This window comes from Pseudomonas sp. PS1(2021), assembly GCF_020405165.1.
Lineage (GTDB): Bacteria > Pseudomonadota > Gammaproteobacteria > Pseudomonadales > Pseudomonadaceae > Pseudomonas > Pseudomonas aeruginosa.
Genome location: NZ_CP084484.1, coordinates 2,769,609 through 2,794,441, shown reverse-complemented (window position 1 = coordinate 2,794,441; position 24,833 = coordinate 2,769,609). Strand labels below are relative to the sequence as shown.

General features: G+C 65.6%; 28 protein-coding genes. 16 read left to right on the top strand and 12 right to left on the bottom strand.

Annotated features, from left to right (window positions below; translation table 11 throughout):
• Nucleotides 1-2 precede the first annotated feature (2 nt).
• From LE197_RS13325 to LE197_RS13315, 3 genes are all read left to right on the top strand, one after another.
• Nucleotides 3-956 (top strand): alpha-E domain-containing protein, encoded by a 954-nt coding sequence (locus LE197_RS13325; RefSeq protein ID WP_226034075.1) that lies wholly within the window; start codon nt 3-5, stop codon nt 954-956.
• Nucleotides 953-1,753, top strand: a complete 801-nt coding sequence (locus tag LE197_RS13320; RefSeq protein ID WP_003100717.1) for a transglutaminase family protein — start codon at nt 953-955, stop codon at nt 1,751-1,753. The genes LE197_RS13325 and LE197_RS13320 overlap by 4 nt, the downstream gene beginning before the upstream one ends.
• 81 nt (nt 1,754-1,834) lie before the next feature.
• Nucleotides 1,835-2,566, top strand: coding sequence for a hypothetical protein (locus tag LE197_RS13315; protein ID WP_003113561.1), 732 nt, complete (start codon nt 1,835-1,837; stop codon nt 2,564-2,566).
• 7 nt (nt 2,567-2,573) lie between these two features.
• Here LE197_RS13315 and LE197_RS13310 read toward each other — a convergent pair whose 3' ends face one another.
• The gene (locus LE197_RS13310) at nt 2,574-3,395 is read right to left on the bottom strand and encodes a cytochrome c (RefSeq protein WP_003100707.1); all 822 of its coding nucleotides are present in this window, start codon (nt 3,393-3,395) and stop codon (nt 2,574-2,576) included.
• A 112-nt stretch (nt 3,396-3,507) separates the two neighbouring features.
• Between LE197_RS13310 and LE197_RS13305 the strand changes: the two genes are divergently transcribed.
• The 3 genes from LE197_RS13305 to LE197_RS13295 all read left to right on the top strand — a co-directional run bounded on the left by LE197_RS13305 (nt 3,508) and on the right by LE197_RS13295 (nt 8,329).
• Nucleotides 3,508-4,395: an AEC family transporter gene (locus LE197_RS13305; RefSeq protein ID WP_023108974.1), complete on the top strand. Its 888-nt coding sequence runs from the start codon at nt 3,508-3,510 to the stop codon at nt 4,393-4,395.
• A 570-nt stretch (nt 4,396-4,965) separates the two neighbouring features.
• The gene (locus LE197_RS13300) at nt 4,966-6,171 is read left to right on the top strand and encodes an acetyl-CoA C-acetyltransferase (RefSeq protein WP_003087747.1); all 1,206 of its coding nucleotides are present in this window, start codon (nt 4,966-4,968) and stop codon (nt 6,169-6,171) included.
• Nucleotides 6,172-6,184: 13 nt separating this feature from the next.
• Nucleotides 6,185-8,329: a 3-hydroxyacyl-CoA dehydrogenase NAD-binding domain-containing protein gene (locus tag LE197_RS13295; protein ID WP_023108973.1), complete on the top strand. Its 2,145-nt coding sequence runs from the start codon at nt 6,185-6,187 to the stop codon at nt 8,327-8,329.
• Between the two features lie 384 nt (nt 8,330-8,713).
• Here LE197_RS13295 and LE197_RS13290 read toward each other — a convergent pair whose 3' ends face one another.
• Nucleotides 8,714-9,628 carry a LysR family transcriptional regulator gene (locus tag LE197_RS13290; protein ID WP_023108972.1) on the bottom strand — a complete coding sequence of 305 codons (915 nt, stop codon included), beginning with the start codon at nt 9,626-9,628 and terminating at the stop codon, nt 8,714-8,716.
• Nucleotides 9,629-9,778: 150 nt separating this feature from the next.
• Here LE197_RS13290 and LE197_RS13285 point away from each other — a divergent pair, with 150 nt between their 5' ends.
• On the top strand, nt 9,779-10,750 hold the full coding sequence (locus LE197_RS13285) for an aldo/keto reductase (RefSeq protein WP_003117709.1): 972 nt from the start codon (nt 9,779-9,781) through the stop codon (nt 10,748-10,750).
• A gap of 22 nt (nt 10,751-10,772) precedes the next feature.
• Nucleotides 10,773-11,771 carry a hypothetical protein gene (locus LE197_RS13280; RefSeq protein ID WP_023108971.1) on the top strand — a complete coding sequence of 333 codons (999 nt, stop codon included), beginning with the start codon at nt 10,773-10,775 and terminating at the stop codon, nt 11,769-11,771.
• A gap of 8 nt (nt 11,772-11,779) precedes the next feature.
• Here LE197_RS13280 and LE197_RS13275 read toward each other — a convergent pair whose 3' ends face one another.
• Nucleotides 11,780-12,151 (bottom strand): glutaredoxin family protein, encoded by a 372-nt coding sequence (locus tag LE197_RS13275; protein ID WP_003087752.1) that lies wholly within the window; start codon nt 12,149-12,151, stop codon nt 11,780-11,782.
• A gap of 244 nt (nt 12,152-12,395) precedes the next feature.
• On the opposite strand from LE197_RS13275, the gene LE197_RS13270 reads away from it, so the two are divergent.
• Nucleotides 12,396-13,118 carry an amidotransferase gene (locus LE197_RS13270; RefSeq protein ID WP_003087753.1) on the top strand — a complete coding sequence of 241 codons (723 nt, stop codon included), beginning with the start codon at nt 12,396-12,398 and terminating at the stop codon, nt 13,116-13,118.
• A 57-nt stretch (nt 13,119-13,175) separates the two neighbouring features.
• Here the strand turns inward: LE197_RS13270 and LE197_RS13265 are convergent, their stop codons facing one another.
• The 3 genes from LE197_RS13265 to LE197_RS13255 all read right to left on the bottom strand — a co-directional run bounded on the left by LE197_RS13265 (nt 13,176) and on the right by LE197_RS13255 (nt 14,304).
• Nucleotides 13,176-13,415: a hypothetical protein gene (locus LE197_RS13265; RefSeq protein WP_003087754.1), complete on the bottom strand. Its 240-nt coding sequence runs from the start codon at nt 13,413-13,415 to the stop codon at nt 13,176-13,178.
• 27 nt (nt 13,416-13,442) lie between these two features.
• On the bottom strand, nt 13,443-13,661 hold the full coding sequence (locus LE197_RS13260) for a hypothetical protein (RefSeq protein WP_003098091.1): 219 nt from the start codon (nt 13,659-13,661) through the stop codon (nt 13,443-13,445).
• A gap of 154 nt (nt 13,662-13,815) precedes the next feature.
• On the bottom strand, nt 13,816-14,304 hold the full coding sequence (locus tag LE197_RS13255; protein WP_003087756.1) for a hypothetical protein: 489 nt from the start codon (nt 14,302-14,304) through the stop codon (nt 13,816-13,818).
• Nucleotides 14,305-14,524: 220 nt separating this feature from the next.
• Here LE197_RS13255 and LE197_RS13250 point away from each other — a divergent pair, with 220 nt between their 5' ends.
• On the top strand, nt 14,525-15,031 hold the full coding sequence (locus LE197_RS13250) for a macro domain-containing protein (RefSeq protein WP_003087757.1): 507 nt from the start codon (nt 14,525-14,527) through the stop codon (nt 15,029-15,031).
• 71 nt (nt 15,032-15,102) lie between these two features.
• Here LE197_RS13250 and LE197_RS13245 read toward each other — a convergent pair whose 3' ends face one another.
• Nucleotides 15,103-15,291 carry a hypothetical protein gene (locus tag LE197_RS13245; RefSeq protein ID WP_003087758.1) on the bottom strand — a complete coding sequence of 63 codons (189 nt, stop codon included), beginning with the start codon at nt 15,289-15,291 and terminating at the stop codon, nt 15,103-15,105.
• 150 nt (nt 15,292-15,441) lie between these two features.
• A complete protein-coding gene (locus LE197_RS13240; RefSeq protein ID WP_003087759.1) occupies nt 15,442-16,131 on the bottom strand; it encodes a crotonase/enoyl-CoA hydratase family protein in 690 nt (229 codons plus the stop codon).
• Nucleotides 16,132-16,517: 386 nt separating this feature from the next.
• Here LE197_RS13240 and LE197_RS13235 point away from each other — a divergent pair, with 386 nt between their 5' ends.
• Nucleotides 16,518-16,802: a GNAT family N-acetyltransferase gene (locus LE197_RS13235; RefSeq protein ID WP_003087762.1), complete on the top strand. Its 285-nt coding sequence runs from the start codon at nt 16,518-16,520 to the stop codon at nt 16,800-16,802.
• Nucleotides 16,803-16,859: 57 nt separating this feature from the next.
• On the opposite strand, the gene LE197_RS13230 is transcribed toward LE197_RS13235, so the two are convergent.
• The gene (locus LE197_RS13230) at nt 16,860-17,936 is read right to left on the bottom strand and encodes a 3-deoxy-7-phosphoheptulonate synthase (RefSeq protein WP_003087765.1); all 1,077 of its coding nucleotides are present in this window, start codon (nt 17,934-17,936) and stop codon (nt 16,860-16,862) included.
• A 317-nt stretch (nt 17,937-18,253) separates the two neighbouring features.
• On the opposite strand from LE197_RS13230, the gene LE197_RS13225 reads away from it, so the two are divergent.
• The 4 genes from LE197_RS13225 (at nt 18,254) to cysB (ending at nt 21,344) form a co-directional block, all read left to right on the top strand.
• Nucleotides 18,254-18,631, top strand: a complete 378-nt coding sequence (locus tag LE197_RS13225; protein ID WP_003120319.1) for a thioredoxin family protein — start codon at nt 18,254-18,256, stop codon at nt 18,629-18,631.
• Nucleotides 18,631-19,578 carry a putative 2-dehydropantoate 2-reductase gene (locus LE197_RS13220; RefSeq protein ID WP_003113573.1) on the top strand — a complete coding sequence of 316 codons (948 nt, stop codon included), beginning with the start codon at nt 18,631-18,633 and terminating at the stop codon, nt 19,576-19,578. The genes LE197_RS13225 and LE197_RS13220 overlap by 1 nt, the downstream gene beginning before the upstream one ends.
• Before the next feature lie 162 nt (nt 19,579-19,740).
• Nucleotides 19,741-20,238, top strand: a complete 498-nt coding sequence (locus LE197_RS13215; protein ID WP_003087770.1) for a universal stress protein — start codon at nt 19,741-19,743, stop codon at nt 20,236-20,238.
• A 131-nt stretch (nt 20,239-20,369) separates the two neighbouring features.
• On the top strand, nt 20,370-21,344 hold the full coding sequence (gene cysB, locus LE197_RS13210) for an HTH-type transcriptional regulator CysB (RefSeq protein WP_003087775.1): 975 nt from the start codon (nt 20,370-20,372) through the stop codon (nt 21,342-21,344).
• A gap of 56 nt (nt 21,345-21,400) precedes the next feature.
• Here the strand turns inward: cysB and LE197_RS13205 are convergent, their stop codons facing one another.
• Nucleotides 21,401-21,748: a hypothetical protein gene (locus LE197_RS13205; RefSeq protein ID WP_003098081.1), complete on the bottom strand. Its 348-nt coding sequence runs from the start codon at nt 21,746-21,748 to the stop codon at nt 21,401-21,403.
• Between the two features lie 64 nt (nt 21,749-21,812).
• Nucleotides 21,813-22,547, bottom strand: coding sequence for a phosphoadenylyl-sulfate reductase (locus tag LE197_RS13200; protein ID WP_003087779.1), 735 nt, complete (start codon nt 22,545-22,547; stop codon nt 21,813-21,815).
• 203 nt (nt 22,548-22,750) lie between these two features.
• On the opposite strand from LE197_RS13200, the gene thrH reads away from it, so the two are divergent.
• Nucleotides 22,751-23,368 (top strand): bifunctional phosphoserine phosphatase/homoserine phosphotransferase ThrH, encoded by a 618-nt coding sequence (gene thrH / locus LE197_RS13195; RefSeq protein WP_003098078.1) that lies wholly within the window; start codon nt 22,751-22,753, stop codon nt 23,366-23,368.
• Nucleotides 23,369-23,410: 42 nt separating this feature from the next.
• Here thrH and pabB read toward each other — a convergent pair whose 3' ends face one another.
• A complete protein-coding gene (gene pabB, locus LE197_RS13190; protein WP_009314634.1) occupies nt 23,411-24,772 on the bottom strand; it encodes an aminodeoxychorismate synthase component I in 1,362 nt (453 codons plus the stop codon).
• Nucleotides 24,773-24,833: the final 61 nt, after the last annotated feature.

Below are 24,833 nucleotides of genomic sequence, written 5' to 3'. Positions count from 1 at the left end.
GCATGCTCAGCCGGACCGCTTCCGACCTGTACTGGATGTCGCGCTACCTGGAACGCGCGGAGAACCTCGCCCGCATGCTCGACGTCAGCTACTCGCTGTCGCTGTTGCCGCAGGACCGCAACGGCGGCGGCCTGGACGAACTGGCCATGCCGCTGCTGATCACCGGCACCCTCGACGCCTACCTGGAGCGCCACGGCGAACTGGCCGCCGAGCGCCTGCTGAGTTTCTTCGCCCTCGACCCGGACAACCCGGTGAGCATCTACAGCTGCCTGGCCGCAGCGCGCGCCAGTGCCCATGCGGTACGCGGGCGGATCACCCTGGACATGTGGGAGAACATCAACGCCACCTGGCTGGAAATGCGCGGCATCGCCGCCGAGGGCATCCTGCGCTATGGCATCAGTCGTTTCTGCGAATGGGTGAAGGACCGCTCGCACCTGTTCCGCGGCGCGACCTTCGCCACCAGCATGCGCAACGATGCGTTCCGCTTCATCCGTCTCGGAACCTTCATCGAACGCGCCGACAATACCTTGCGCCTGCTCGATGCGCGCTACCAGACCCAGGGCGAAGCGGCGCTCGCCGGGGCGGACGAGGGCACCGCGCGCGGCTACTACCAGTGGAGCGCGCTGCTGCGGGCGCTATCCGCCTTCGAGGGCTACACCGAGCTGTACCGCGCCTCGCCCAACGCGCGCAACATCGCCGAATTGCTGCTGTTGCGCGAGGACGTGCCACGTTCGCTGCTGTCCTGCATCGAGGAACTGAGCGAGATCCTTTCCGGCCTGCCCGGCGTCAACGGCCGGCCGGCGCAGCGCCTGGCCGCCGAGCTGGAGGCACGGGTGCGCTACACCGGCATCGACGAGGTGCTGGAACAGGGCCTGCATACCTGGATCACCGACTACATCCTGCTGGTTCGCCAGTTGGCCAACGCCATTCACAGCTCCTACCTGGAGGCCGCATGAGACTCTCGATCACCCACGACACCACCTATCGCTACGAAGACCGGGTGCGCGCCAGCATCCAGTACCTGCGCCTGACCCCGCAGGACAGCGAGCGCCAGCACGTGGTCGATTGGCGCCTGGACCTGCCGCGCCCGGCGCGGCCGCTGCGCGATCCGTACGGCAACATCCTGCACGTCCTGACCCTGGACGAACCGCATGAGTCGGTCCTGATCGCCGCCCACGGCCTGGTCGAGATCGACGAGGAGCGCGAGGTGGAGCACGATCGCCAGTCGCCGTTGCCGTTCCTGCGCAGCACCCGCCTGACCGGCGCCGATGCCGAGATGCGCGCCTTCGCCGAACGCGCCATGGGCGGCCGCAAGGACCGCGGCGGCCTGCTCGACCTGATGCATGCGCTGCACGAGCATATCCTCTACCAGCCGGGGGCGACCCGCGTCGACAGCACCGCCATCGAGGCTTTCGGCGCACGCGCCGGGGTCTGCCAGGACCATGCGCATGCCTTCCTCGCCTGCGTCCGCAGCCAGGGCGTGCCGGGGCGCTACGTCTCCGGCTACCTCTACACCGAGGACGATACGCACCTGGCCAGCCATGCCTGGGCCGAGGCCTGGCTCGGCGACGGCTGGTACAGCTTCGACGTGACCAACCGGCTCGGCCGTCCGGAGCGCCATCTCAAGCTGGCCGTCGGCCTCGACTACCTCGATGCCTGCCCGGTGCGCGGCTTGCGCCGTGGCGGCGGTTGCGAGCAGATGCATGCGAGGGTGCTGGTCAGCGCGCCGCTGCTGCAGGTGCAGCAACAGTGACGATCCATTGCGCGCCTGGCGTTATCGGCGATTGCCTTTACGCTTGAGGGGCGGGGACGGACGGAATAAGGAAGATTCGAGATGACCTACTGTGTCGCGATGCACCTGGCCGATGGGTTGGTGTTCGCCTCCGATTCGCGGACCAACGCCGGGATCGACCATATCGCCACCTTCCGCAAGCTGTTCACCTTCGGCACGCCCGGCGAGCGCCTGCTGGTGGTGCAGACGGCCGGCAACCTGGCGACCTCGCAATCGGTGATCAACCTGCTGCAGCAGCGCATCCGCCGGGACGGCGCCAGCCTGCTCAACGTGCCCTCGGTCTACGACGCCACGGCGCTGGTCGCCGAGACCACCCGCGAGGTGCTGGCCCGCGACAGCGGCAATCTGGCCGGCAATACCGACCTGAGCTGTTCCTTCCTGGTCGGCGGGCAGATCGCCGGCGGACCGCCGGCGCTGTACAGCATCTATCCCCAGGGCAACTTCATCCAGGCCACGCCGGACACGCCTTTCCTGCAACTGGGCGAAAGCAAGTACGGCAAGCCGATCCTCGACCGCAACCTGACTTTCGACACGCCGCTGGAGCAGGCCCTGCGCTGCGCGCTGGTGTCGTTCGACTCGACCATCCGCAGCAACCTCTCGGTGGGCATGCCGCTGGACCTGCTGGTCTACCACCGCGACAGCCTGATCCTGCCGGAGGGCTACCGGGTCACCGAGGACGACGCCTATTTCAGCGCCATCCGCCGCCAGTGGAGCGCCGGCCTGCACGACTTGCTGGAGCGCCTGCCGTCGCCGCCCTCGGCGTACAACATCTGACGCCGCTTCAGCCGGCCGCGCCCGCCTTGCGGCCGGCCATGTGGCGCAGGTAGCCGATCAACTGGCGCAACTCCTGGTCGTCGATCACCCGTTCCGGGAACGCCGGCATCTTCGCCTGCGGCCATTGCCGCAGCGCCTGCGGGTCGCGGATGTAGCGGGCGAGGAATTGCGGCTGGAAGTACTCGGTGGGGTTGTACGGCAGGTTCAGGTCCGGGCCGAACTGGGCGTCGCCGGCACCGTTGAGACGGTGGCAGGCCAGGCAGTTCTTCTGGAACACGGCGAAGCCGGCGCGCACCTCCGCGCTGGCGTCAGCGGCCGGCAGCAGGGCCGGGAAGCGTTCGGCCAGAGGGGACTGGTAGCGGATGCGGACGACCTGGAAGGGCCATTGCTCCGGACCGATGCGTTTTTCCTCGGGTTTGCTCCAGACCAGATAGAACGGCCCGGCGGACGGCTTGCCCGCGCCCAGCGGCGGCCAGGGGCGCTGCGGATCCTCTATCGCCAGCCAGGCTTGCGAGCCCTGTTCGGCGAGCAGCGGGGCGGCCGGCAACTCGGCGGCGAAGCCGTCGCTGGCCACGGCCTGCAAATGGTCTTCGGGATGCACGCCTTTCAACAACGCCGCCAGTGGCACGGCGCGGTAGCGCATGTTCCGGCGGTAGGCGACGTCGGCCGGGATGTCCAGGTCGCGGGCCTGCGGATGCCTGAGCAGTTCTTCGCTGCTCCAGGTCTGCGTGCCCCCCGGCAGTTCCAGGCGGAGCTCGGCGGCCCAGGCGGCAGCCACAGGGAAGAGCAGGGCACCTAGCAACGCCAGGCGCGGGAGAGTGACAGGCATGCGGGTTCCTCGTGCATCCGCCGGTTATGGCATGGAGCGAGAGATTGGCACGGAACGGGGGCCTCGCGGTAGCATGCGGGCCATTGCATAGCTGGCTAACCAAGGGGTTCCCGTGCTCGCCGAGTTGTTCGCCGTGATGGCGCCCGTGCTGTTCGGCGCCGGTGTCGGTTACGTCTGGGTCCGTCTCGGACACGCCTATCCGACCGAGTTCGTTTCGCGCATCGTGTTCAACATCGGTTCGCCATGCCTGATCCTCGCCACCCTGGCGCATACCCGGGTGAACCTGCACAGTTTCGGCCGGATGGCCCTGGCCAGCGCGCTGATCTGCGTCTGCATGGCTGCGCTGGGCTGGGCGGCGGCGCGCCTCGGGCGCCAGGAGTGGCAGGTGCTGGTGCCGGCCTACAGCTTCCCGAATGTCGGCAACATGGGCCTGCCGGTGTGCCTGTATGCGTTCGGCGAGGCGGGGATGACCCTGGCGGTGGCGTTCTACCTGATCATGTCGATCGGCAACTTCAGCCTCGGCGTGTTCTGGATGAGCGGCGAGCGCTCCTGGCGCTCGCTGCTGGGCAATCCGATCCTGCTCAGCGTGCTGCTGGCCTTGTTGTTGATGGGGCTCGACCTGCAACTGCCACGCTGGATGGCGAATACCGTCGACCTGATGGCCGGGCTGACCATTCCGCTGATGCTGATCACCCTCGGCGTGTCCCTGGCCAGCATCCGCCCGCGGCAACTGGGCAATGGCTTCTTCTATGGCGGCCTGCGTCTTCTGCTGGGGGCGCTGGTGGGCTGGTCGGTGGCGCTGGCGTTGCAATTGCCGCCGCTGGCGCAGGGGGTGCTGGTGGTGCAGTCGTCGATGCCGGTGGCGGTGTTCAACTATCTCTACGCCTTGCGCGGCAATCGTTCGCCGGATCAGGTCGCCAGCCTGGTGCTGTGTTCGACCCTGCTGTCGTTCGCCTTCATTCCGCTGCTGCTGACCTGGTGGCTGCCTGCGCTGCGCTGACCGCGAGGCGGTGCGCAGCGTGCAGGCAGCGGGTGCCCTAGCGGATCAGACTGTTAAGGTTGGGAAGGATCAGGATGACTGTGGTGGCGAAGACGATGAGGCTCGCTTGCCGCCATCTTTTTGGCTGCTCGTTCAACATGGCCTGTCTGCCTTTCTTGTTGTCGGGTGGCTGCCTGCTCCGCGCTACGGCCCGGCGGAACGGCTTGCCACGCAGTGGCGTACTCTTCGGTCGGCCCGGCATCCCCGGCGTCGACCTCCCTTTCGAACGCTTGCATGAATCAGTCTAAGCCCCGGCCTGCGCGGGCTTAGACCACTTGGATACAAGCTGCTGCGGTCTAGACATATTCCCTCTATATGACAGCGTGGTGACGGCTCTGGCGTGCGTCTCGACCGTTCGTCCGGTGTCCGGGTTTCCGGTCGAAAGATGGCACGGTGCTATCTTCCCGGCGTTGCAGGCTGAGCTGGGCGGTCAATCAGCCTGAGCGGTTCGGTCATTGTCCCGCCGGCGAGCCTGTTTAAGGTAGGCGGAGGCCCGCTCGGCCGGACGAGAACAGGATAAGAGAGACCGCCATGACCGACGCATTCATTTACGACGCCGTGCGTACTCCCCGCGGCAAGGGCAAGAAGGATGGCGCGCTGCACAGCGTCAAGCCGGTGAACCTGATGGCCGGGCTGTTGCGCGCGGTCCAGCGGCGCAACGACCTGGATACCGCCCAGGTCGACGATATCGTGCTCGGCTGCGTGACGCCGGTGGGCGACCAGGGCGCCGATATCGCCAAGACCGCGGCGCTGGTGGCCGACTGGGACGAACAGGTTGCCGGCGTGCAGATCAACCGTTTCTGCGCCTCCGGCCTGGAGGCGGTGAACCTGGGGGCGATGAAGGTACGCTCCGGCTTCGAGGACCTGGTCCTGGTCGGCGGCGTCGAGTCCATGTCACGCGTGCCGATGGGCTCCGACGGCGGCGCCTGGGCACTGGATCCGGAAACCAACCTGCACACCAGCTTCGTCCCGCAAGGGATCGGCGCCGACCTGATCGCCACCCTGGAAGGCTTCAGTCGCGCCGATGTCGATGCCTTCGCCCTGCGCTCCCAGCAGAAGGCCGCCAAGGCCCGCGCCGAAGGGCTGTTCGGCAAGTCGCTGGTGCCGGTCGCCGACCAGAATGGCATCGTCCTGCTCGACCACGATGAGTTCATTCGCGCCGACTCCACCCTGGAAGGGCTCGCCGCGCTCAAACCGAGTTTCGAGATGATGGGGCAGATGGGCTTCGACGCCACCGCGCTGCGCAAGTACAGCCAGGTCGAGCGCATCGAGCACGTGCATACGCCGGGCAACAGCTCGGGGATCGTCGACGGCGCCAGCGCCATGCTCATTGGCTCCGAGGCCAAGGGCCGCGAACTGGGCCTGAAGGCGCGGGCGCGGATCGTCGCTACCGCGGTGACCTCCACCGACCCCACCATCATGCTTACCGGCCCCGCGCCGGCGACCCGCAAGGCCCTGGCCAAGGCCGGTCTGAAGGTGGAAGACATCGACCTGTTCGAAGTCAACGAGGCGTTCGCTTCGGTGGTGATGAAGTTCATGAAGGACATGGGCGTGGCGGAAAGCAAGGTCAACGTCAACGGCGGCGCCATCGCCATGGGCCACCCGCTCGGCGCCACCGGCTGCATCATCCTCGGCACGCTGCTCGACGAACTGGAGCGGCGCAACCTGCGCTACGGCCTGGCCACCCTCTGCGTAGGCGGTGGCATGGGCATCGCCACCATCATCGAGCGCGTGTGAAGGGAGAACCGGAATGACTGACGCTATCCGTTACGAAAAAGGCCAGGACAACGTCGTCGTCCTGACCATGGACATGCCCGGGCAGAGCGCCAACACCATGAACGGTGTCTACCGCGAGGCGATGGCGAAGACCATCGCGCGGCTGGAGGCGGAGAAAGAGGGGATCGCCGGCGTGGTGCTGACCTCGGCGAAGAAGACCTTCTTCGCCGGCGGCGATCTCAACGAGCTGATCAAGGTCACCAAGGCCGACGCCCCGGCCTTCTACCAGGGCATCCTCGAACTCAAGGGCCAACTGCGGCGCCTGGAGACCCTCGGCAAGCCGGTGGTCGCCGCGATCAACGGCGCTGCGCTGGGCGGCGGCTGGGAGATCTGCCTGGCCTGCCACCACCGCATCGCCCTGGACAATCCCGGCGTGCAGCTCGGCCTGCCGGAGGTGACTCTCGGCCTGTTGCCGGGCGGCGGCGGGATCGTGCGCATGGTGCGACTGCTTGGCCTGGAGAAAGCCCTGCCGTACCTCGCCGAAGGCAAGAAGGTGCGTCCGGCGGAAGCGCTCAAGGCCGGGCTGATCCACGAACTGGCCGACAGCCCCGAGGAAATGCTGGAGAAGGCCCGCGCCTGGATCCTCGCCAACCCGGCGGCGAAGCAGCCCTGGGACAGCGCCGGCTACAAGATTCCCGGCGGTACGCCTGCCAGTCCCAACGTGGCGCAGATGCTGGCCATCGCACCGTCGGTGCTGCGCGACAAGACCAAGGGTTGCTTCCCGGCGCCCGAGAAGATCATGTGCGCGGCAGTGGAGGGCGCCCAGGTCGATTTCGACACCGCGCAACTGATCGAGGCGCGCTATTTCACCGAGCTGACCACCGGCCAGGTGGCGAAGAACATGATCGGCACCTTCTGGTTCCAGCTCAACGAGATCAACGCCGGCAAGTCGCGGCCGCAGGGGTATCCGGTGCGGGCGACGAAAAAGGTCGGCGTGCTCGGCGCCGGGATGATGGGCGCGGGCATCGCCTACGTATCGGCGGCGGCCGGCATCGAGGTGGTGCTCAAGGACGTCTCGCTGGAAGCGGCGGAGAAGGGCAAGGCTTATTCGGCCAGGCTGCTGGACAAGAAAGTTGCGCGCGGGCACCTGTCCGCCGAGAAGCGCGACGCCTTCCTCGCGCGGGTCGTGCCGAGCGTCAGCGAAGCCGACTTCGAAGGCTGCGACCTGATCATCGAGGCGGTCTTCGAGGACCGCGCGCTGAAAGGCAAGGTCACCGCCGAGGCCGAGAAGCATGCCCTGGCCGATGCGGTAGTGGCGTCCAATACCTCGACCCTGCCGATCACCGGTCTGGCCCAGGCGGTGGCGCGGCCGGAGAAGTTCATCGGCCTGCACTTCTTCAGCCCGGTGGACAAGATGCCGCTGGTGGAGATCATCCGCGGCGAAAAGACCAGCGACGAAACCCTGGCGCGCGGTTTCGACTACGTACTGCAGATCAAGAAAACGCCGATCGTGGTCAACGACAGCCGCGGCTTCTTCACCTCGCGGGTATTCGGCACCTTCACCAACGAAGGCATCGCCATGCTCGGCGAAGGCGTGAGCGCCGCGATGATCGACAACCAGGCGCGCCAGGCCGGTATGCCGGTGGGGCCGCTGGCGATTTCCGACGAAGTCTCCCTGAGCCTGATGACCCACATCCGCAACCAGACCGCCCGCGACCTCGAGGCCGAGGGCAAGGCTCTGCCGACGCACCCTGCGTTCGCCGTGATCGACCTGATGGTCAATGAGTACAAGCGCCCGGGCAAGGCGGCCGGCGCCGGCTTCTACGACTACCCGGCGAACGGCAGGAAACATCTCTGGGCGGAACTCAAGAGCCGCTTCGAGAAGCCCGATGCGCAAATATCCGCCGAGGACGTACGCGACCGCCTGCTGTTCATCCAGGCCATCGAGACCGTGCGTTGCGTGGAGGAGGGGGTATTGCACTCCACCGCCGACGCGAACATCGGCTCGATCTTCGGTATCGGTTTCGCCGCCTGGAGCGGGGGCGCCTTGCAGTTCATCAACCAGTACGGCCTGAAGGACTTCATCGCCCGCGCCCAATACCTGGTCGAACAGTACGGCGAGCGCTTCGAGCCGCCGGCGCTGTTGCTGGAGAAGGCGGCGAAGGGCGAGCTGTTCTGAGTCCTGGCGTCGCATGGAGAGCCGGCCTTCGGGCCGGCTTTCTCGTGGTCGTGTACCGCGGCGGATGACGCCACCCCGGTATCCCCTGGTTCTTGCCAGCCAGGCCGCCAGGGGTAGGGCGAATAGCGCCATGGGCGCTATCCGCCGATATGCCGAGGTTCGGCGGATAACCGCGATGCGGTTATCCGCCCTACGCCGCGCGTCGGTACAGGCCCTTGCCTCCAGCCGCCATTGGTAGGGCGAATAGCGCCACAGGCGCTATCCGCCGATATACCGAGATTCGGCGGATAACCGCGATGCGGTTATCCGCCCTACGCCGTGCGTCGATACAGGCCAGCCTCCATGCTTGCCTCCAGGCCGCCACGGGCGCTTCCGCCGATGTGCCTACGCGGGACCTGGGTGTTCCTCGCCGGGGTAGCGCAGCAGGTCGATCACGGCGCTCAACGCCGCCGGGTGGTTGCGGCGGTTCGGATAATAGAGATGGAAACCGGGAAAGGGGGCGCACCAATCCGCCAGGACCCGTTCCAGGCGGCCGGCGGCGAGGTGCTCGGCGACTTCCTCCTCGATGGCGAAGGCAATCCCGACATCGGCCAGCGCCGCCTGTAGCATCAGGCGCGGGTCGTCGAGGACCAGCGGTCCGCTCACGGCCACCGAAAGCGCTTTCGTGCCCTTGCTGAATTGCCATTTGTAAAGCTCTCCGGAAGACACCTTGCGCCAGCCGATGCAACGGTGGCCGAGCAATTCCTCCGGGCTACCCGGCCTGCCTTTCCGTCGGAAGTAGGCCGGGGTCGCGACGATGGCCAAGCGCAGGTCCGGGCCGACCCGCACGGCGCGCATGCCGTGCTGGAGGTCTTCGCCGAGGCGGATGCCGGCGTCGAAACCGGCTTCGACGATATTGGCGAAACCCTCGTCCGCCACCACTTCCAGGGTGATGCCGGGATAGTCGCGGGCCAGTTCGCCGAAACGTGGCGCGAGGACGAGACCGATGGCGTTTCGCGGTGCGTTGATTCGTACCAGGCCGTGAGGCGTTTCCCGAAAGCGGTTAAGGCTGTCCAGCGCGGCGGCGATGTCTTCGAACGCCGGGTCCAGGTGTGCCAGCAGGTGCTCGCCGGCCTCGGTCGGCGAGACGTTGCGAGTGGTGCGGTTGAGCAGGCGGATACCGACCTGGGTTTCCAGTTCGCGCAGGGTGTGGCTGAGCGTCGGCGGGGTTACGCCGAGGGTGGCGGCGGCGCGGCGGAAACTGCGTTCGCGAGCGATGGCGACGAAGGCGGCGAGACCGGCGAGATCGGGCTTTTTCATTGGATTATTAAAATAACTCGATCAGTGAAAGAGATTTTTCCAGGATAGTTAGCTATTCGGCAGCAATATAGCATCGTCGGGAAACCTGGCTCATGAACAGGGTGGACCGGGGAAACCGCTCTTTTCAGAGCCTTCCGACGAGGTCGTACGATGCAGCATGTCCGTCTTGGCAATAGCGGCCTGAAAGTCTCCCGGCTCTGCCTGGGGTGCATGACCTATGGCGATCCGGCGTGGCGTCCATGGGTGCTGGACGAGGAACGGGCGCGTCCGTTCATTCGCGAGGCGCTGGAAGCCGGGATCGACTTCTTCGACAGTGCCGATATCTATTCCACCGGCGAGAGTGAGCGGATCCTCGGACGCGCGCTCAGGGACTTCGCGCAGCGCGAGGACCTGGTAATCGCCACCAAGGCGTTCTTTCCCATGAGCGACAGGCCCAACGCCTGCGGCTTGTCGCGCAAGCATCTGCTTGCCAGCGTGGATGCCTCGCTGCGGCGGTTGGGTACGGACTACCTGGATCTCTTCGTGATCCATCGCTTCGATCCGGAAACCCCGATCGAGGAAACCTGCGAAACCCTCGACAGCCTGGTGCGTGCCGGCAAGGTCCGTTACCTCGGCGCCTCGTCGATGCCGGCCTGGCGCTTCATGAAGATGCTCGCCTTCCAGCGCCACCACGGCCTGGCGCAATTCATCTCGATGCAGAGCCAGTACAACCTGATCGTTCGCGAGGACGAGGAGGACCTCGTGCCGCTGTGCCGGGAAGAGGGGATCGCGTTGACGCCCTGGTCGCCGCTGGCGCGTGGGCTGCTGGCCGGAGCGCGAAGCGCCGGCACGCTGCGGACCCGGACGGACGAACAGGCCCCGCGCTGGTACGGCGGCAGGGAGGAAGTCGAGTCGACCCTTGGCGCGTTGGAGAAACTCGCCGCTGCCCGCGGGCTTCCACCGGCGCAACTCGCCCTGGCCTGGCTGCTTGGCCGGAACGGTGTCGCCGCGCCGATCGTCGGCCTGTCCAGGCCGCATCACCTCGAGGATGCCCTCGCGGCGCTGACGCTGGACCTCGCCGAAGAGGAGTGCGCCACGCTGGAGGCGCCGCTCACGGTGCGCGCCCGGACCCCGCGCTGGTAGGGCGCACATCGACGGAGAAAGCATGATGAGACGACAGGCTTCCGTGTTGCTGCTGGTATCCATGGTATCGGCGACCGTCTTGCCGGTTTTCGCCCGTGCGCCGGGCGAGCGCGAGCCGTCCTGCGCCGCGACGAGCATCGTCCTGCCAGCGGGGGCCCGGTATCCCAACGGCATCGCCCATGCCGCCGATGGAACGCTGTACGTCGGCCTGGTCACCAGCGGGCGCATCCTGCGCAAGCCTCCCGGGGGCGAGTGGGAAACCTTCTTCGCCGGCAGCCTGGCGATCTTCGCTGCCACCGCGCTGCGGCTGGACGAGCCGCGTGGCCTGCTCTGGGGCAATTCGCCGGACTTCCTACCCGCTGGCCGGCGCCGGCCGCATGGGGTGTTCGCCCTGGATCTCGCGACCGGTGCCGTGCGCCGATATCTGACCCTGCCCGGCGACGGGATGGGCAACGATCTCGCGGTGGCGCCCGACGGAACGGTCTACCTGAGCGAAACCCGGGATGGCAGCCTGATGCGGTTGCGGCCCGGGGAACCGGCGTTCCAGGTGTTGCTGCGCGACAGCCGCCTGGCCGGCCCCGGCGGCCTGGGCGCGGCGGGCATCGTCCGGGTGGACGACGACACCCTGCTGGTCGGCAACTTCGGTAGCGGGGCGATCCATGTCGTCGAAGGGGTCGCCTCGCGTCCGCGGCTGCGCGAGATGGAGCTGCCCCGAACGCTGGAGAATCCGGACGGCATGGCGCTGGCTCCGGACGGCTCGCTGATCGTGCTGGAGAACGCCATCCGCAGCGGCGCCGGCAAGGTGCTGCGGATCGCCGAGCCGCTCGCTCCAGGGCGGCGCGGCATCGAAGTGATACGCGAGGGCCTGGAGTCGCCGGTCAACCTGACCGTCACCGGACAGGGTTGCGCCTATGTCAGCGAGTCCCGCATTCGCCACCGCCTGTTGCCGGGGCGCGAGGGCGAGGTGCCGGCGCGTTTCCTGATCCACCGGCTGCCCCTGGACGCGGCCGGGGGCCGTTGATCGGCCGCTCAGGCGTTGGCGAAACGACCTTCCAGATAGGCGATGATCTCGCTGGATTCGTACATCCAGCGCACCTGGCCGTTTTCCTCGATGCGCAGGCACGGCACCTTGACCTTGCCGCCGCCTTCCAGCAAAGCCTGGCGGGCCTGCGGATCGTTCATTGCGTCCTTGAGTTGCATCGGCAGGTTCAGCCGGTGCATGGCGCGGCGTGTCTTCACGCAGAACGGACAGGCGCGGAACTGGTAGAGCGACAGGTTCCGCAGCGCCCGCTCGACCTCGGCCTGAGCCTCGGCGCTGCGCTGCAGCTTGCGGGGGCGGCTGACGAAGTCGGCGAGGATAATCGCCTGACCCAGTCCGTTACGTACTGCCTTGAGCAACATGGCGTGTGCCTCGCGGGAAAACCGCCAGTTTACGTGGCGGTTCCGGGCATGGGGAGTCCTTCCGTCTCCTGTGCAGATTTCTTTACGGCTGGGCGTCTCGGGAATCTTTCTGCCGGCTGCTTGTTTTTTGGCGAATCGTCCGGATATTCCTTTCGAGGCCAGGGCGACGGTTCCCTTGCCCGCGCTCCTGTGTTAATTAAATCAAACGAAAACGACAATAACCCCACTTCTTCAGAGAGTCTTTATGTCGCTCCGCATCTGTATCCTGGAAACCGATATCCTTCGTCCCGAGCTGATCGAGCGCTACGAAGGCTACGGCCGGATGTTCCAGCAACTGTTCGCCAAGCAACCGATCGCCGCTGAATTCGTCATCTACAACGTGGTGGAGGGGCGCTATCCGGCGGACGACGAGCGCTTCGACGCCTACCTGGTGACCGGCAGCAAGGCCGACTCCTTCGGTCCCGACCCGTGGATCCAGACCCTGAAGACCTTCCTCCTGGACCGCTACGAGCGCGGCGACAAGCTCCTCGGCGTGTGTTTCGGCCACCAGTTGCTGGCCCTGCTGCTCGGTGGCAAGGCCGAGCGCGCCAGCCAGGGCTGGGGCATGGGCATCCACCAGTACCAGTTGAACGAACGGGCCGACTGGATGAGCCCGGCGCTGCCGGACCTGACCCTGTTGATCAGCCACCAGGACCAGGTCACCCGGCTGCCGGAAAACGCGCGGGTGATCGCTTCCAGCGACTTCTGTCCCTATGCCGCCTACGCCATCGGCGACCAGGTGCTGTGCTTCCAGGGGCATCCCGAGTTCGTCCACGACTATTCCCGCGAACTGCTCGAACTGCGCCAGCAGCACCTGGGCGAGGAACTCTATCGCAAGGGGGTCGATAGCCTGGCGAGGGATCACCAGGGCACCGTCGTCGCCGAATGGATGATGCGTTTCGTCGCGCGCCAGCCGACCGGCGCCTGAGCCGGCCCCGCGCCATGCGAGCGCCGCCAGCCTCCCGGGGTTGGCGGCGTTTTCGTTTCAGGCCGGGCAGTCGAGGATGAAGCGCTCCGGGATCCAGCGCTGCGGGCGTGCCGGCGGGGTGCCGCTCTGCAGCTTCAGCGCCAGGTTGGCCGCCAGCGCGCGGACCATCGCCTGGTTGCATTCGATGGTGCGCGCCAGTGCGCCTGCCGAGCCTTGGGCGAGGCCGAGTAGCGAGTAGCCATTGGTCAATATCGCCAGGGCGGCGACGATCCAGAATTTCCGTGTTTGCCTTCTCATGCTGTTTCCCGGGAAAGAAGCCGGCGTTCAACCGGCGCGTCGACTGTTCAACCCCGAGAGCAGGCCTGGCAGGGCCTGGCCGATCTGGTTGGAGAAGGTCGTGGCGGTGTCGTTGTCCGGTGTGGCGTTCCTGGCGCTTTCGGCGCCGGCGACGAGGCTCAGCACGACCAGCATGAGGATGGCGTACAGACCCAGGGTGGCCAGGGCGGTGTTGCGGGCGTAATGGCGTGGGCTGCGACGTTTCATGGCGGCTTCCGTGATCGATACCTCGGATGGGCATAGGATCGCGGAGAAGAATTCGATTGGATAACGAATTGTCGCGCTATTAACTATCGACAGAAATGATGCTTTGGCCGAACGACCGGTACGGGTTGCGGGGCCCGGGTTCGGGCCCGATGGATCAGGACGAAGTCGGCGCGAGCAGGCGATCGACCACCTGCCGGGCTCGCTCGAAGGAGGGGTAGCCGCTGCGCGCGACCGGCAGCTCGGCGTAGGCCTGGCGATAGGTCTCGGCCTTGGGAATATCGGCGCGCGGCAACAGGAAGGGCTCGGCGTAGATCTTGTAGAGCATCGCGTTGGCCAGCGGGTAGCGTCGCTCGGCGGAACGTTCGAGGAGGCGGGTGATGCGCTCGCAATCGCTGGCCTGGCCGTCGCGGCGAGCGATCAGCACGGCCTGGTAGAAGTCCGCCTCGCCGCTGCGGTCGTCGCGCGCTGCGCGCTCCAGCAGGGCCTGGGCCAGCGGCAGGCGATCGCGGTCGTTGGCGACGATGATCAGTTTCGCCTGCAGCATGTCGTTCTCGTACAGCAGTTTTTCCCTGTCGCTGTCCTGGCGGCAGGTGGCGCAGCTTGCCAACAGCGGGATCAGGCAAAGTGCAATCCATTTCGGCATGGCGGTTGTTTCCTTGTCATGGATGAGACGGCACGAGGCTGGAATCCAATGGAGAGGCGAGGCGCCTCCAAGGTTCCCTCGCATGCAGTCTAGTCGGCCCGTAGCGGATGGGACCGGCCGTTCTTGATACGCATCAACTGGCGCCGGCGGGCAAGGCGTACGGTGAAAGATGCAGGGCGGCGCACGAAGCGCCTGTCCCGAAGCCAAGAAGGAAACGCTCATGATTCGTGAAGTTGAAGGTGACATTCTGCTTTCCGGGGCCCAGGTGATAGCCCACGGCATCGCGCCCCAGGACCATTTCGACAGCGGCCTGGCCCTCGCCTTGCGCGAACGCTGGCCGTCGATGGTTCGCGACTACCGGCATGCCGCCCATGCCAGAGCGCCCGAGCCGGGCGGCATCTGGGTCTGGGCCGGGGTCGACGAGCAGGGCAAGACCCAGTGCATCGTCAACCTGATCACCCAGGGCATGCTGCACAGCGGTCGCAGCGCCAAGCCGGGCAAGGCGAGCCTGGAGGATGTCGGCCATGCCCTGCGCGAGCTGGCCCGCTATGTGCGCAGCGAAGGGGTGAGCAGCCTGGCTCTGCCCTGCGTGGCGACGGGAGTGGGCGGGCTGGACTGGTCCGAGGTCAAGCCGCTGGTGGTTCGCCACCTGGGCGACCTGGAGATCCCGGTGATTCTCTACGAGGTCTATCGCAAGGGCGTGGCGGCCGAGGAAAAGCTGGCCTGAACGAAAAGCCCGGCGTGAGCCGGGCTTTTCAGGGTTGCGGGGAAAAGAAAAACGTTCCTGGCAGGCGGCGTTCAACCCTGCGCATCGGTGTCGCTCGCGGTTGGCGCCGTAGCCTGTTGCTGCTGGGCCTGCTCGATGGCGTGCTGGTTCAGTTGGACCATGCGGTTTTCCATCAGGCTGGATTCGTCGGCGAAGCTGGCTTGCACTGCGAGGGTGGTAGCCATGCCGAGGAGAATGGCGGCGAAGACGTTGCGTTTCATGATGACCTCCGGTTTTCCTTGGGAATGTCATCAGGATAATTCGTAATAATTTTTTAAAAATAGCAGTTATGGAGAGTTACCTTTGCGTAATAAGTAATTATTGGGCGCAAAAAAAGCCCGGTATCAACCGGGCTTTCGCTGGAGCGGGCCTTAGCCCAGGTGCTTCTTGTCCAGCTCGATCGCCTGGTCGAGGGTTTCCAGCAGTGCCTTGCGCACCTTGAGCTTGGTATTGCGGTGCGCGGTCATGTTGAGTTTCTTCAACTGCTGGGCCGCTGCACGCGCGCTTTCCTGCAACTGGTCGGCGCTGACCAGGGTGTCGAGGAAGCCGGCATCCACCGCAGCGGCCGGACTGAACATCTCGGCATTGATGACCGAGCGGGTGAACGCCGACTTGCGCAGGCGATCGCGGGCCAGTTCGATGCCGACATGGTGCATGGTCATGCCGATGGCGACTTCGTTCAGGCCGATCTGGAACGGCCCGTCGACGCCGATCCGGTAGTCGGCCGAGAGCAGCAGGAAGGCGCCCTTGGCTACCGCGTGCCCGGGGCAGGCGACGATCACCGGATAGGGATGGGAGAGCAGGCGGCGAGCCAGGGTCGAGCCGGCGGCGACCAGGTTGACGGCATTCTCCGGGCCGGAGGTCATGACCTTCAGGTCGTAGCCACCGGAGAGGATGCCCGGCTGGCCGGTGACGATGACCACGGCCTTGTCCTGCAGGGCCTGGTCGAGAGCCTGGTTGAAGGCGTCGATCACCGCCGGGGAGATGGCGTTCACCTTGCCGTTGTTGAGGGTCAGGGTGGCGATGCCGTCTTCGAACTGGTAGCTGATCAACTCGCTCATGGCAGGATTCCTTTTGGTGGAGTGGCGCAGACCTTACTGATGGGCGTCGTCGGCGTAAAGCGCTTTGGCTGACCCGCGGGTCATGCGCGATTGTGCTTGCGCGGGCCTCCCGAGCAGGGCTCCAGTGACGCCTGCGCGTTCCTGGCAGAAGAAACGGTTGAGTCTGGCCGGGGAAGACAGCAATATGGGCCCTATCGTTAGTCCGGCCTTGCATGCGGTGCAGGTCACCCGTTTCGAGGATGTCCGCCAGGCGCGCTCAGCCGCCGGGACGAGAACGGACGAAGTTATCCGGCGGCCTGCTGAAGGCCGGTACGCGGGGGCATCCTCGCGAGGAACCCTATCAATCAGGCGCGGGTCGGGTTACGAACCCGTTGAGGAGATCCAAAGTGAGCGAGTCCCTGTCCATCCATCATGACGTGGGCGGCCATCAGTTCGAGACGACGGTGGATGGCCATCGTGCCTATCTGGCGTATATGGACCTGGGCAAGCAGACGCTGGACATCTACCGGACCTTCGTACCGGATTCGCTGCGGGGTCGCGGTATCGCCGCCGCGCTGACCGAACACGCCCTGCAGTACGCCGACCGCATGGGCTACAGCGTGATCCCGTCCTGCTCCTACGTGGAGCGTTACATCGAGCGTCGCCAGCGTCAGGCCGATCCGGCCGCCTGAGCAGGCGCGCAATGAAAAACGCCGGGCATCAGCCCGGCGTTTTCGTTTCCGCCTCGCTCAGCCGCGCTGGCGTTTCGGCAGCACGTCCTTGAGCTTGGCGTGCATGCTGCGGATGCTCTTCTCGGTGGTCGCCCAGTCGATGCAGGCGTCGGTGATGGAGACGCCGTACTGAAGTTGGTCGAGATCCTTCGGAATCGGCTGGCTGCCCCAGCCCAAGTGGCTTTCCACCATCAGGCCGACGATCGAGTTGTTGCCTTCGACGATCTGGTTGCTGACGTTGTCCATCACCAGCGGTTGCAGGGCCGGGTCCTTGTTGGAGTTGGCGTGGCTGCAGTCGACCATGATGTTCAGCGGGATTTTCGCCTTGTTCAGGTCCTGCTCGCAGAGCGCGACGCTGACCGAATCGTAGTTCGGCTTGCCGTTGCCGCCGCGCAACACCACGTGACCGTAGCGGTTGCCCTTGGTGGTGACGATGGATACGCCGCCCTGCTGGTTGATGCCGAGGAAACGATGCGGGCTGGAGACCGACTGCAGGGCATTGATCGCCACGGTCAGGCTGCCATCGGTGCCGTTCTTGAAGCCGACCGCGGAAGACAGGCCGGAGGCCATCTCGCGGTGGGTCTGCGATTCGGTGGTACGGGCGCCGATCGCCGACCAGCTGATCAGGTCCTGCAGGTACTGCGGGGAAATCGGGTCGAGCGCTTCGGTGGCGGTGGGCAAGCCTTTCTCGGCGAGGTCGCGGAGCAGTTGGCGGCCGATGTGCAGGCCATCCTGGATCTTGAACGAGTCGTCCAGGTACGGATCGTTGATCAGGCCTTTCCAGCCCACCGTGGTACGCGGCTTCTCGAAGTACACGCGCATCACCAGGAACAGCGTATCCGCCACTTCGGCCGCGAGCGCCTTGAGGCGGTCGGCGTATTCGTGGGCGGCCTTGATGTCGTGGATGGAGCAGGGGCCGATCACCACGAACAGACGGTGGTCCTTGCCATCCAGAATGTCGCGCACCACCTGGCGACCATGGGCCACGGTCTGCAGCGCCTTGTCGGTCAGGGGAATTTCACGCTTGAGCTGCTCCGGCGTGATCAGGGTCTCGTTGGAGGCAACGTTAAGGTCGTCGATCTGTAAATCAGCCATCGTGGTACTCAATCAGGTCACGGGCGCCGGCCGCCGGGAGGCCCCCTGCGAAAGGGCGCAGGCATGAAGTTCGCAAACGGGGAGACGAACCTTAACGTGTCGGGCCGGGCCTAGACAATGGGCGGGACGCGGTTCGCCGGTGTTTTCCCCGCTCTGCGCACGTTTTCTTCGTTGCTCCGGGCCAAGGCTGCCAGCGGAGTTGCAGGCGAGGCCGCCGCGGACGATATTGTGCAGGTGCTGCGGAGGGGCGGGCCCTGCCCGGATCCGCTGGCCGAGGAGGGCGCCAGCGCTATCGCAGGAGCCGAAGCATACGGATGATGGTCGGGCCCCATTTCTTCCTTTCTATCGAGGTCAGCAGCGTGCCGTCCCTGGAACTCACCGATCTGGACGCCGACCGGCAGTTGCTTGCCCTGGAAGGGGTTTCGCTGTTGGTATTCACCAGCGAAGGCTGCGCGTCGTGCCGCTGGGCCCGGCGCCATCTCCCCGCGATGGACCTGCCCATCGAGCGCCTGTGCTGGGTGGACGCCGGCCGCAATGGCGGCCTGGTGGAACGCTACGGCGTTTTTCACCTGCCGGCCCTGTTCATGGTCCGCGACGGCCGCTTCCATGGCGCACTGAACGTTCCGCTGCACCAGGAAGCCTTGCGGGGTGCGGTGCTGGCGGGGTCGACCGCTTTACCTGAGGAGTTGCCCTGATGGATTCAAAGCAGCAACGGATCGGCGTCATCGGTACGGGAGCCATCGGCGGCTTCTATGGATTGATGCTGGCGCATGCCGGCCACGACGTGCATTTTCTCCTGCGCAGCGAGTTCGAGGCGGTCAATCGCGCCGGACTCAGCCTGAATAGTGCGGTGCATGGCTTCCGGCGCCTGGCGCCGGTCCAGGCCTACCATTCGGCGCAGGACATGCCGCCCTGCGACTGGTTGCTGGTGGGCGCCAAGACCACCGGCAATGACGAACTGGCACCCCTGATCCGCGCAGCGGCGGCGCCGGGTGCCAAGGTTCTGCTGCTGCAGAACGGTCTGGGCGTGGAGGAGCGGCTGCGGCCGTTGCTGCCGGAAAGCCTGCATCTGTTGGGCGGCCTCTGCTTCATCTGTGTGCATCGCGGCGAACCGGGCGTGATCGAGCACCAGGCCTACGGCGGAGTGAATCTCGGCTATCATTCCGGACCGGCCGACGAGCGACGCCGGCGCGAGATCGTCGAGGAGGGTGCCGCGCTGTTCCGCGAGTCCGGGCTGGAGTCCACGGCGATGCCCGACCTGGAGCAGGCGCGCTGGCAGAAGCTGGTCTGGAACATCCCCTACAACGGGCTGTCGGTATTGCTGAAGAGCAGCACCGCGCCGCTGATGGCCAACGCGGACAGTCGGTCGCTGATCGAGGCGATCATGGAGGAAGTCATCGGGGCTGCCGGCGCCTGCGGCTTCATCCTGCCTGAGGGCTATGCGGACCAACTGTTGGCGGCGACCGAGCGGATGCCCGACTATCGGCCGAGCATGTACCACGACTTCGCCCATGGGCGGCCACTGGAGCTGGCGGCGATCTATGCCGCGCCCCTGGCCCGCGCTGCTGCTGCGGGCTACCGGATGCCCAGGGTCGAGGCGCTGCACCAGGCGTTGCGCTTCCTCGAAGCGCAACCGCGCTGAAGGGCCGAGCGCGGCGACCAGCCGGCGCCGCGCTCGCAGGGAGAAAAGGGATTTACCCCAACGGGCCGGAAAAAGCCCGAAACAGCAGGGAACGCTAGGAGAATGGATGCTTGCTGCTAATCTGCTAATGAGGCCCGCCGCGCAGGCTGTCGAGGAGGCCGCATGATTCGTTCGATTCTCTATGCCACCGATCTGGGGCTCTATGCTCCCTATGTCCTGCAACACGCCCTGTCGCTGACCCGCGCCTACAACGCCGAGCTCTATGTCGTCCATGTGGTGGAGCCCCTCGGGCTGTTCGCCGAGTCAGTCCTGCAGACCTACCTTGACACCGAGCGTCTCCAGGACCTGCGGGCGCAAGGGCTGGACAACGTCATGGAAAGCATCGAGAAACGGGTCCTGGAAGGGTTTCGCGATGAACTCGGCGAGTTGCCCCAGGATGCGGCGCTGGTCAAGAGCGTGCGGGTGGTGCAGGGCGACCCGCCGCAGATGATCCTCGATGAGGCGGAAAAGCTGGCCGTGGACCTGATCGTCGCCGGCAGCCATAGCCACGGCACCCAGCTCGACACGCCGCTGGGCCGGACTGCCGCGCGTCTGGTGCAACTGGCGGAGGTACCGGTGTACCTGGTGCCGATGTTGCAGCACCGTAGTCGCGACCTGTAGGCCAGCAGTCGGCTGGTGAAAAAGCGTGCAAAATCAAAAAAAACGTCTAATTTTATTCCTCAAACCATTAATATGGTTATATACCTTCGGTTCTTGATCGCCGGTCGCGACAACCTTTTCGAGGAATCTCCATGAAGCTTCAGCAATTGCGCTATATCTGGGAGGTTGCGCACCACGACCTCAACGTCTCCGCCACGGCGCAGAGCCTCTATACTTCGCAGCCGGGCATCAGCAAGCAGATCCGCCTGCTGGAGGACGAACTGGGCGTCGAGGTGTTCGCTCGCAGCGGCAAGCACCTGACCCGTGTGACGCCGGCGGGGGAGCGGATCATCCATACCGCCGGCGAGATCCTGCGCAAGGTCGAGAGCATCAAGCAGATCGCCCAGGAATTCTCCAACGAGAAGAAGGGCACGCTGTCCATCGCCACTACCCACACCCAGGCGCGCTATGCGCTGCCCAACGTGATCAGCGGCTTCATCAAGCAGTACCCGGACGTCTCCCTGCACATGCACCAGGGCACGCCGATGCAGATCGCCGAAATGGCCGCCGACGGCACCGTCGACTTCGCCATCGCCACCGAGGCGCTGGAGTTGTTCGGCGACCTGATCATGATGCCCTGCTACCGCTGGAATCGCTGCGTCATCGTGCCCCACGGGCATCCGCTGACCAAGCTGCCGAAACTGACCCTGGAAGCCCTGGCCGAGCAGCCGATCGTCACCTACGTGTTCGGCTTCACCGGCCGCTCCAAGCTCGACGAAGCCTTCAGCCAGCGCGGCCTGGTGCCCAAGGTGGTATTCACCGCGGCCGATGCCGACGTGATCAAGACCTACGTGCGGTTGGGCCTGGGGGTCGGCATCGTGGCGCACATGGCGGTCGATCCGAAGCTCGACAACGACCTGGTGATCCTCGACGCCAGCCACCTGTTCGAGTCCAGCGTGACCAAGATCGGCTTCCGCCGCGGCACCTTCCTGCGCGGCTTCATGTGCGACTTCATCGAGAAATTCGCTCCGCACCTGACCCGCGAGCTGCTGGCCAAGGCCGTGCAATGCCACAACAAGGCCGAGCTGGACGAGTTGTTCGACGGCATCGAACTGCCGGTCTACTGATCGCCTCGGCCCATGAAAAAGCCCGGCCTGGTGCCGGGCTTTTTCATGGCTGGCCCTCAGAGCATGTCGAGATTGTCGCGTCCGGCCAGCCTGGCCAGCGCTTCGCGATCAGCGTCCGCGGACTGCTCGGCTCGCGGTTCGAGGACTTCATGGAGGAAGCTCATGAACACGGTGTAGACCTGTTCGCGCCCGTCGTCGTGGCGAACCACGAAGAACGGCGCGGTCTCTACGCCATATTGGGCGGCGACCATCCAGCCTGCGCTGTTCGGGTCGCGTTCGTCGGCCACCAGGGTGCGATGGATGCGCGGCAGGTAGCCGCCTTGTTCCAGGCGTTGCCGGACTTCCTTGCACTTGCGGCAGTCCTCGCCGTTGGCGAGGACTTTCTTGACCATGGTGATGCGCATGCTGGGTCTCCGCTCGGGGTTCGACCTGCACTTTACCCCGATTGCATACGCTCTATCGACGGTTTCAGGCCTTGCTGATCAGGTTGCCGGCGTGCAGCCCGCACTCCTTGTGGGTGGCTTCCTCCCACCACCAGCGGCCCTCGCGCTCGTGCTGGTTGGGCAGCACCGGACGGGTGCAGGGTTCGCAGCCGATGCTGATATAGCCGCGTTCGTGCAGGCTGTTGTAGGGCAGTTCGAGCATGCGGATATAGCCCCAGACCTCCTCGCTGGTCATGGACGACAGCGGGTTGAATTTGTACAGCGGCTTTTCCGGCGTGGAAAAGGCACCGTCGATTTCCAGCACCGCCACCTGGCTGCGCGTGCCGGGGCTCTGGTCGCGGCGTTGGCCGGTGGCCCAGGCGCGCACGCCGGCGAGCTTGCGCTTGAGCGGTTCGATCTTGCGGATGCCGCAGCACTCGCCGTGGCCGTCCCGATAGAAGCTGAACAGGCCCTTTTCCTTCACCAGGGGTTCGAGCAGGCGCGGGTCGGGGGAAAGCACGTCGATGGCGATGCCGTAGTGTTCGCGGACCTGGTCGATGAAACGATAGGTTTCCGGGTGCAGGCGACCGGTGTCGAGGCTGAACACCTTCACGTTGCGGTTGAGCTTCCAGGCCATGTCTACCAGGACGACGTCCTCGGCGCCGCTGAAGGAGATCCACAGCTCGTCGCCGAAGTGCTCGAAGGCGGCTTTCAGGATGTCCTGGGGGGATTTGTCGGCAAGGCTGGAGGCGAGGGCGGGAAGGTCGAAAGGCTGGCTCATCGGGCTGGGGTCCTGGTGCTGGGCGGCGCTGTTGCGCTCTGTGGCGGGAATGGTAGCAAAGGGCGGCATATGGCCCTAAATAACCATTTACCCCTGTCGACCTTGATTCCAGGAATAAGCCGGCGTTGCCTTGCCCTCGGCGAGGGGCTAGAGTGCCGCGTCCGTCGTCACCCCATCGTTCAGAGAATTTCGAGGAGAGTCCTGTGGAAATTGCCTGTCTTGACCTGGAAGGCGTGCTGGTTCCGGAAATCTGGATCGCGTTCGCGGAAAAAACCGGTATCGACGCCTTGAAGGCGACCACCCGGGACATTCCGGACTACGACGTGCTGATGAAGCAGCGCCTGCGCATCCTCGACGAACATGGCCTGAAGCTGGGCGACATCCAGGAGGTGATCGCCACCCTGAAGCCGCTGGAGGGGGCGGTGGAATTCGTCGACTGGCTGCGCGAGCGCTTCCAGGTGGTGATCCTCTCCGACACCTTCTACGAGTTCTCCCAGCCGCTGATGCGCCAGCTGGGCTTCCCGACCCTGTTGTGCCACAAGCTGGAGATCGACGACAGCGACCGGGTGGTCGGCTATCAATTGCGCCAGAAGGATCCCAAGCGGCAGTCGGTGATCGCCTTCAAGAGCCTCTACTACCGGGTGATCGCCGCAGGCGACTCCTACAACGACACCACCATGCTTTCCGAGGCCCACGCCGGCATCCTGTTCCATGCCCCGGAAAACGTGATCCGCGAGTTTCCCCAGTTCCCCGCAGTGCATACCTACGAAGACCTCAAGCGCGAGTTCCTCAAGGCTTCCAGCCGTTCGCTGAGCCTGTAGCCGCGCCGCCGATGAAAGAGCCCGCGGAACGCGGGCTCTTTTCTATTCCGGGGACGCTGTCCCGGCCATTCCTTCCAGGGTTTCCAGTAGCACCCGGACCTTGTCCAGGGTTTCCTGGTACTCGTCCTCCCAGTGCGAGTCGGCGACGATGCCGCCGCCGCCCCAGCAACTGACCTGGCCGTCCCTGACCAGCAGGGTGCGGATGGCGATCGAGCTGTCCATCTCGCCGCGCACGTCGAGGTAGAACAGGCTGCCGCAGTAGATGCCGCGTCGGCTCGGTTCCAGCTCGTCGATGATCTGCATGGCGCGAATCTTCGGCGCGCCGGTGATCGAGCCGCCGGGGAAGCTGCCTTCCAGCAGGTCGAGGGCGTCCTTGCCCGGCGCCAGTTCGCCGGTGACGCTGCTCACCAGGTGATGCACGTTGGGATAGCTTTCCAGGGCAAACAGCTCCGGTACCCGTACGCTGCCAGGTTGGCAACTGCGTCCGATGTCGTTGCGCAGCAGGTCGACGATCATCAGGTTTTCCGCGCGGTCCTTGGGGCTGGCCAGCAGCGACGCCGCCAGCGCCATGTCCTCCTCGGGCGTCTTGCCGCGCGGGCGGGTGCCCTTGATCGGCCGGGTTTCCACCTTGCCCTTGCCGAGCTTGAGGAAGCGCTCCGGCGACAGGCTGAGGATCGCGCCGTCGGCCAGTCGCAGGTAGCCGGAGAACGGCGTCGGGCAGGCCTCGCGCAGGGCGCGATAGGCCGGCCACGGCGAGCCGCTGCAAGCGGCCTGGAAGCGCTGGCTATAGTTCACCTGGTAGCAGTCGCCTGCCTGGATGTAGTCCTGGATGCGGCGGATCGCCTGCCGATAGTCGGATGCGCTGATGCTCCGTCGGAATTTTCCCAGAAGCTTGAAGTTGCCGGCCGTGCCTTGCGCTTCCTCGCTGAACAGGGCGATCAGGCGCTGGCGTTCGCGCTCGTCCAATCGCGGGTGGAATACCAGTTGGCTGGTGCCGGCCTGGTGGTCGCTGATCAGCGCCCAGGCATACAGGCCGACGGAGGCCAGCGGCAGGCCCAGGTCATCGCGGGCGTGTTCGCCGATGCGCTCGATGCGCCGACCCAGGTCGTAGGATAAATAGCCCAGCAGACCGCCGGCGAAGGGCAGTTCGTACGGCGCTGGCAGCTGCGCGGGGCCCAGGCTTCCGGCCGCTTCGCGTAGGCGGGCGAAGAAGCGGTTGGCCGATTCGTCGGGCAGCGGCGCCAGTTCTGCCAATGGCCAGGCGCTCATAAGGTCATAGCGTCCACGGGTAGCGATGGGGCGACCCGAATCGAGCATCACCGCACCGGGCGCCTCATGGATGATGGCAAAGAGACAGCTTGGATCGCTATGGTAGGGCAGGGGGTGAACATGACAACTGGGCATGGAAAGTGGGGGTAGTGGGACAGTCAGGAATTCTAGTTCGCCGGAATCGTCGATCCTAGAT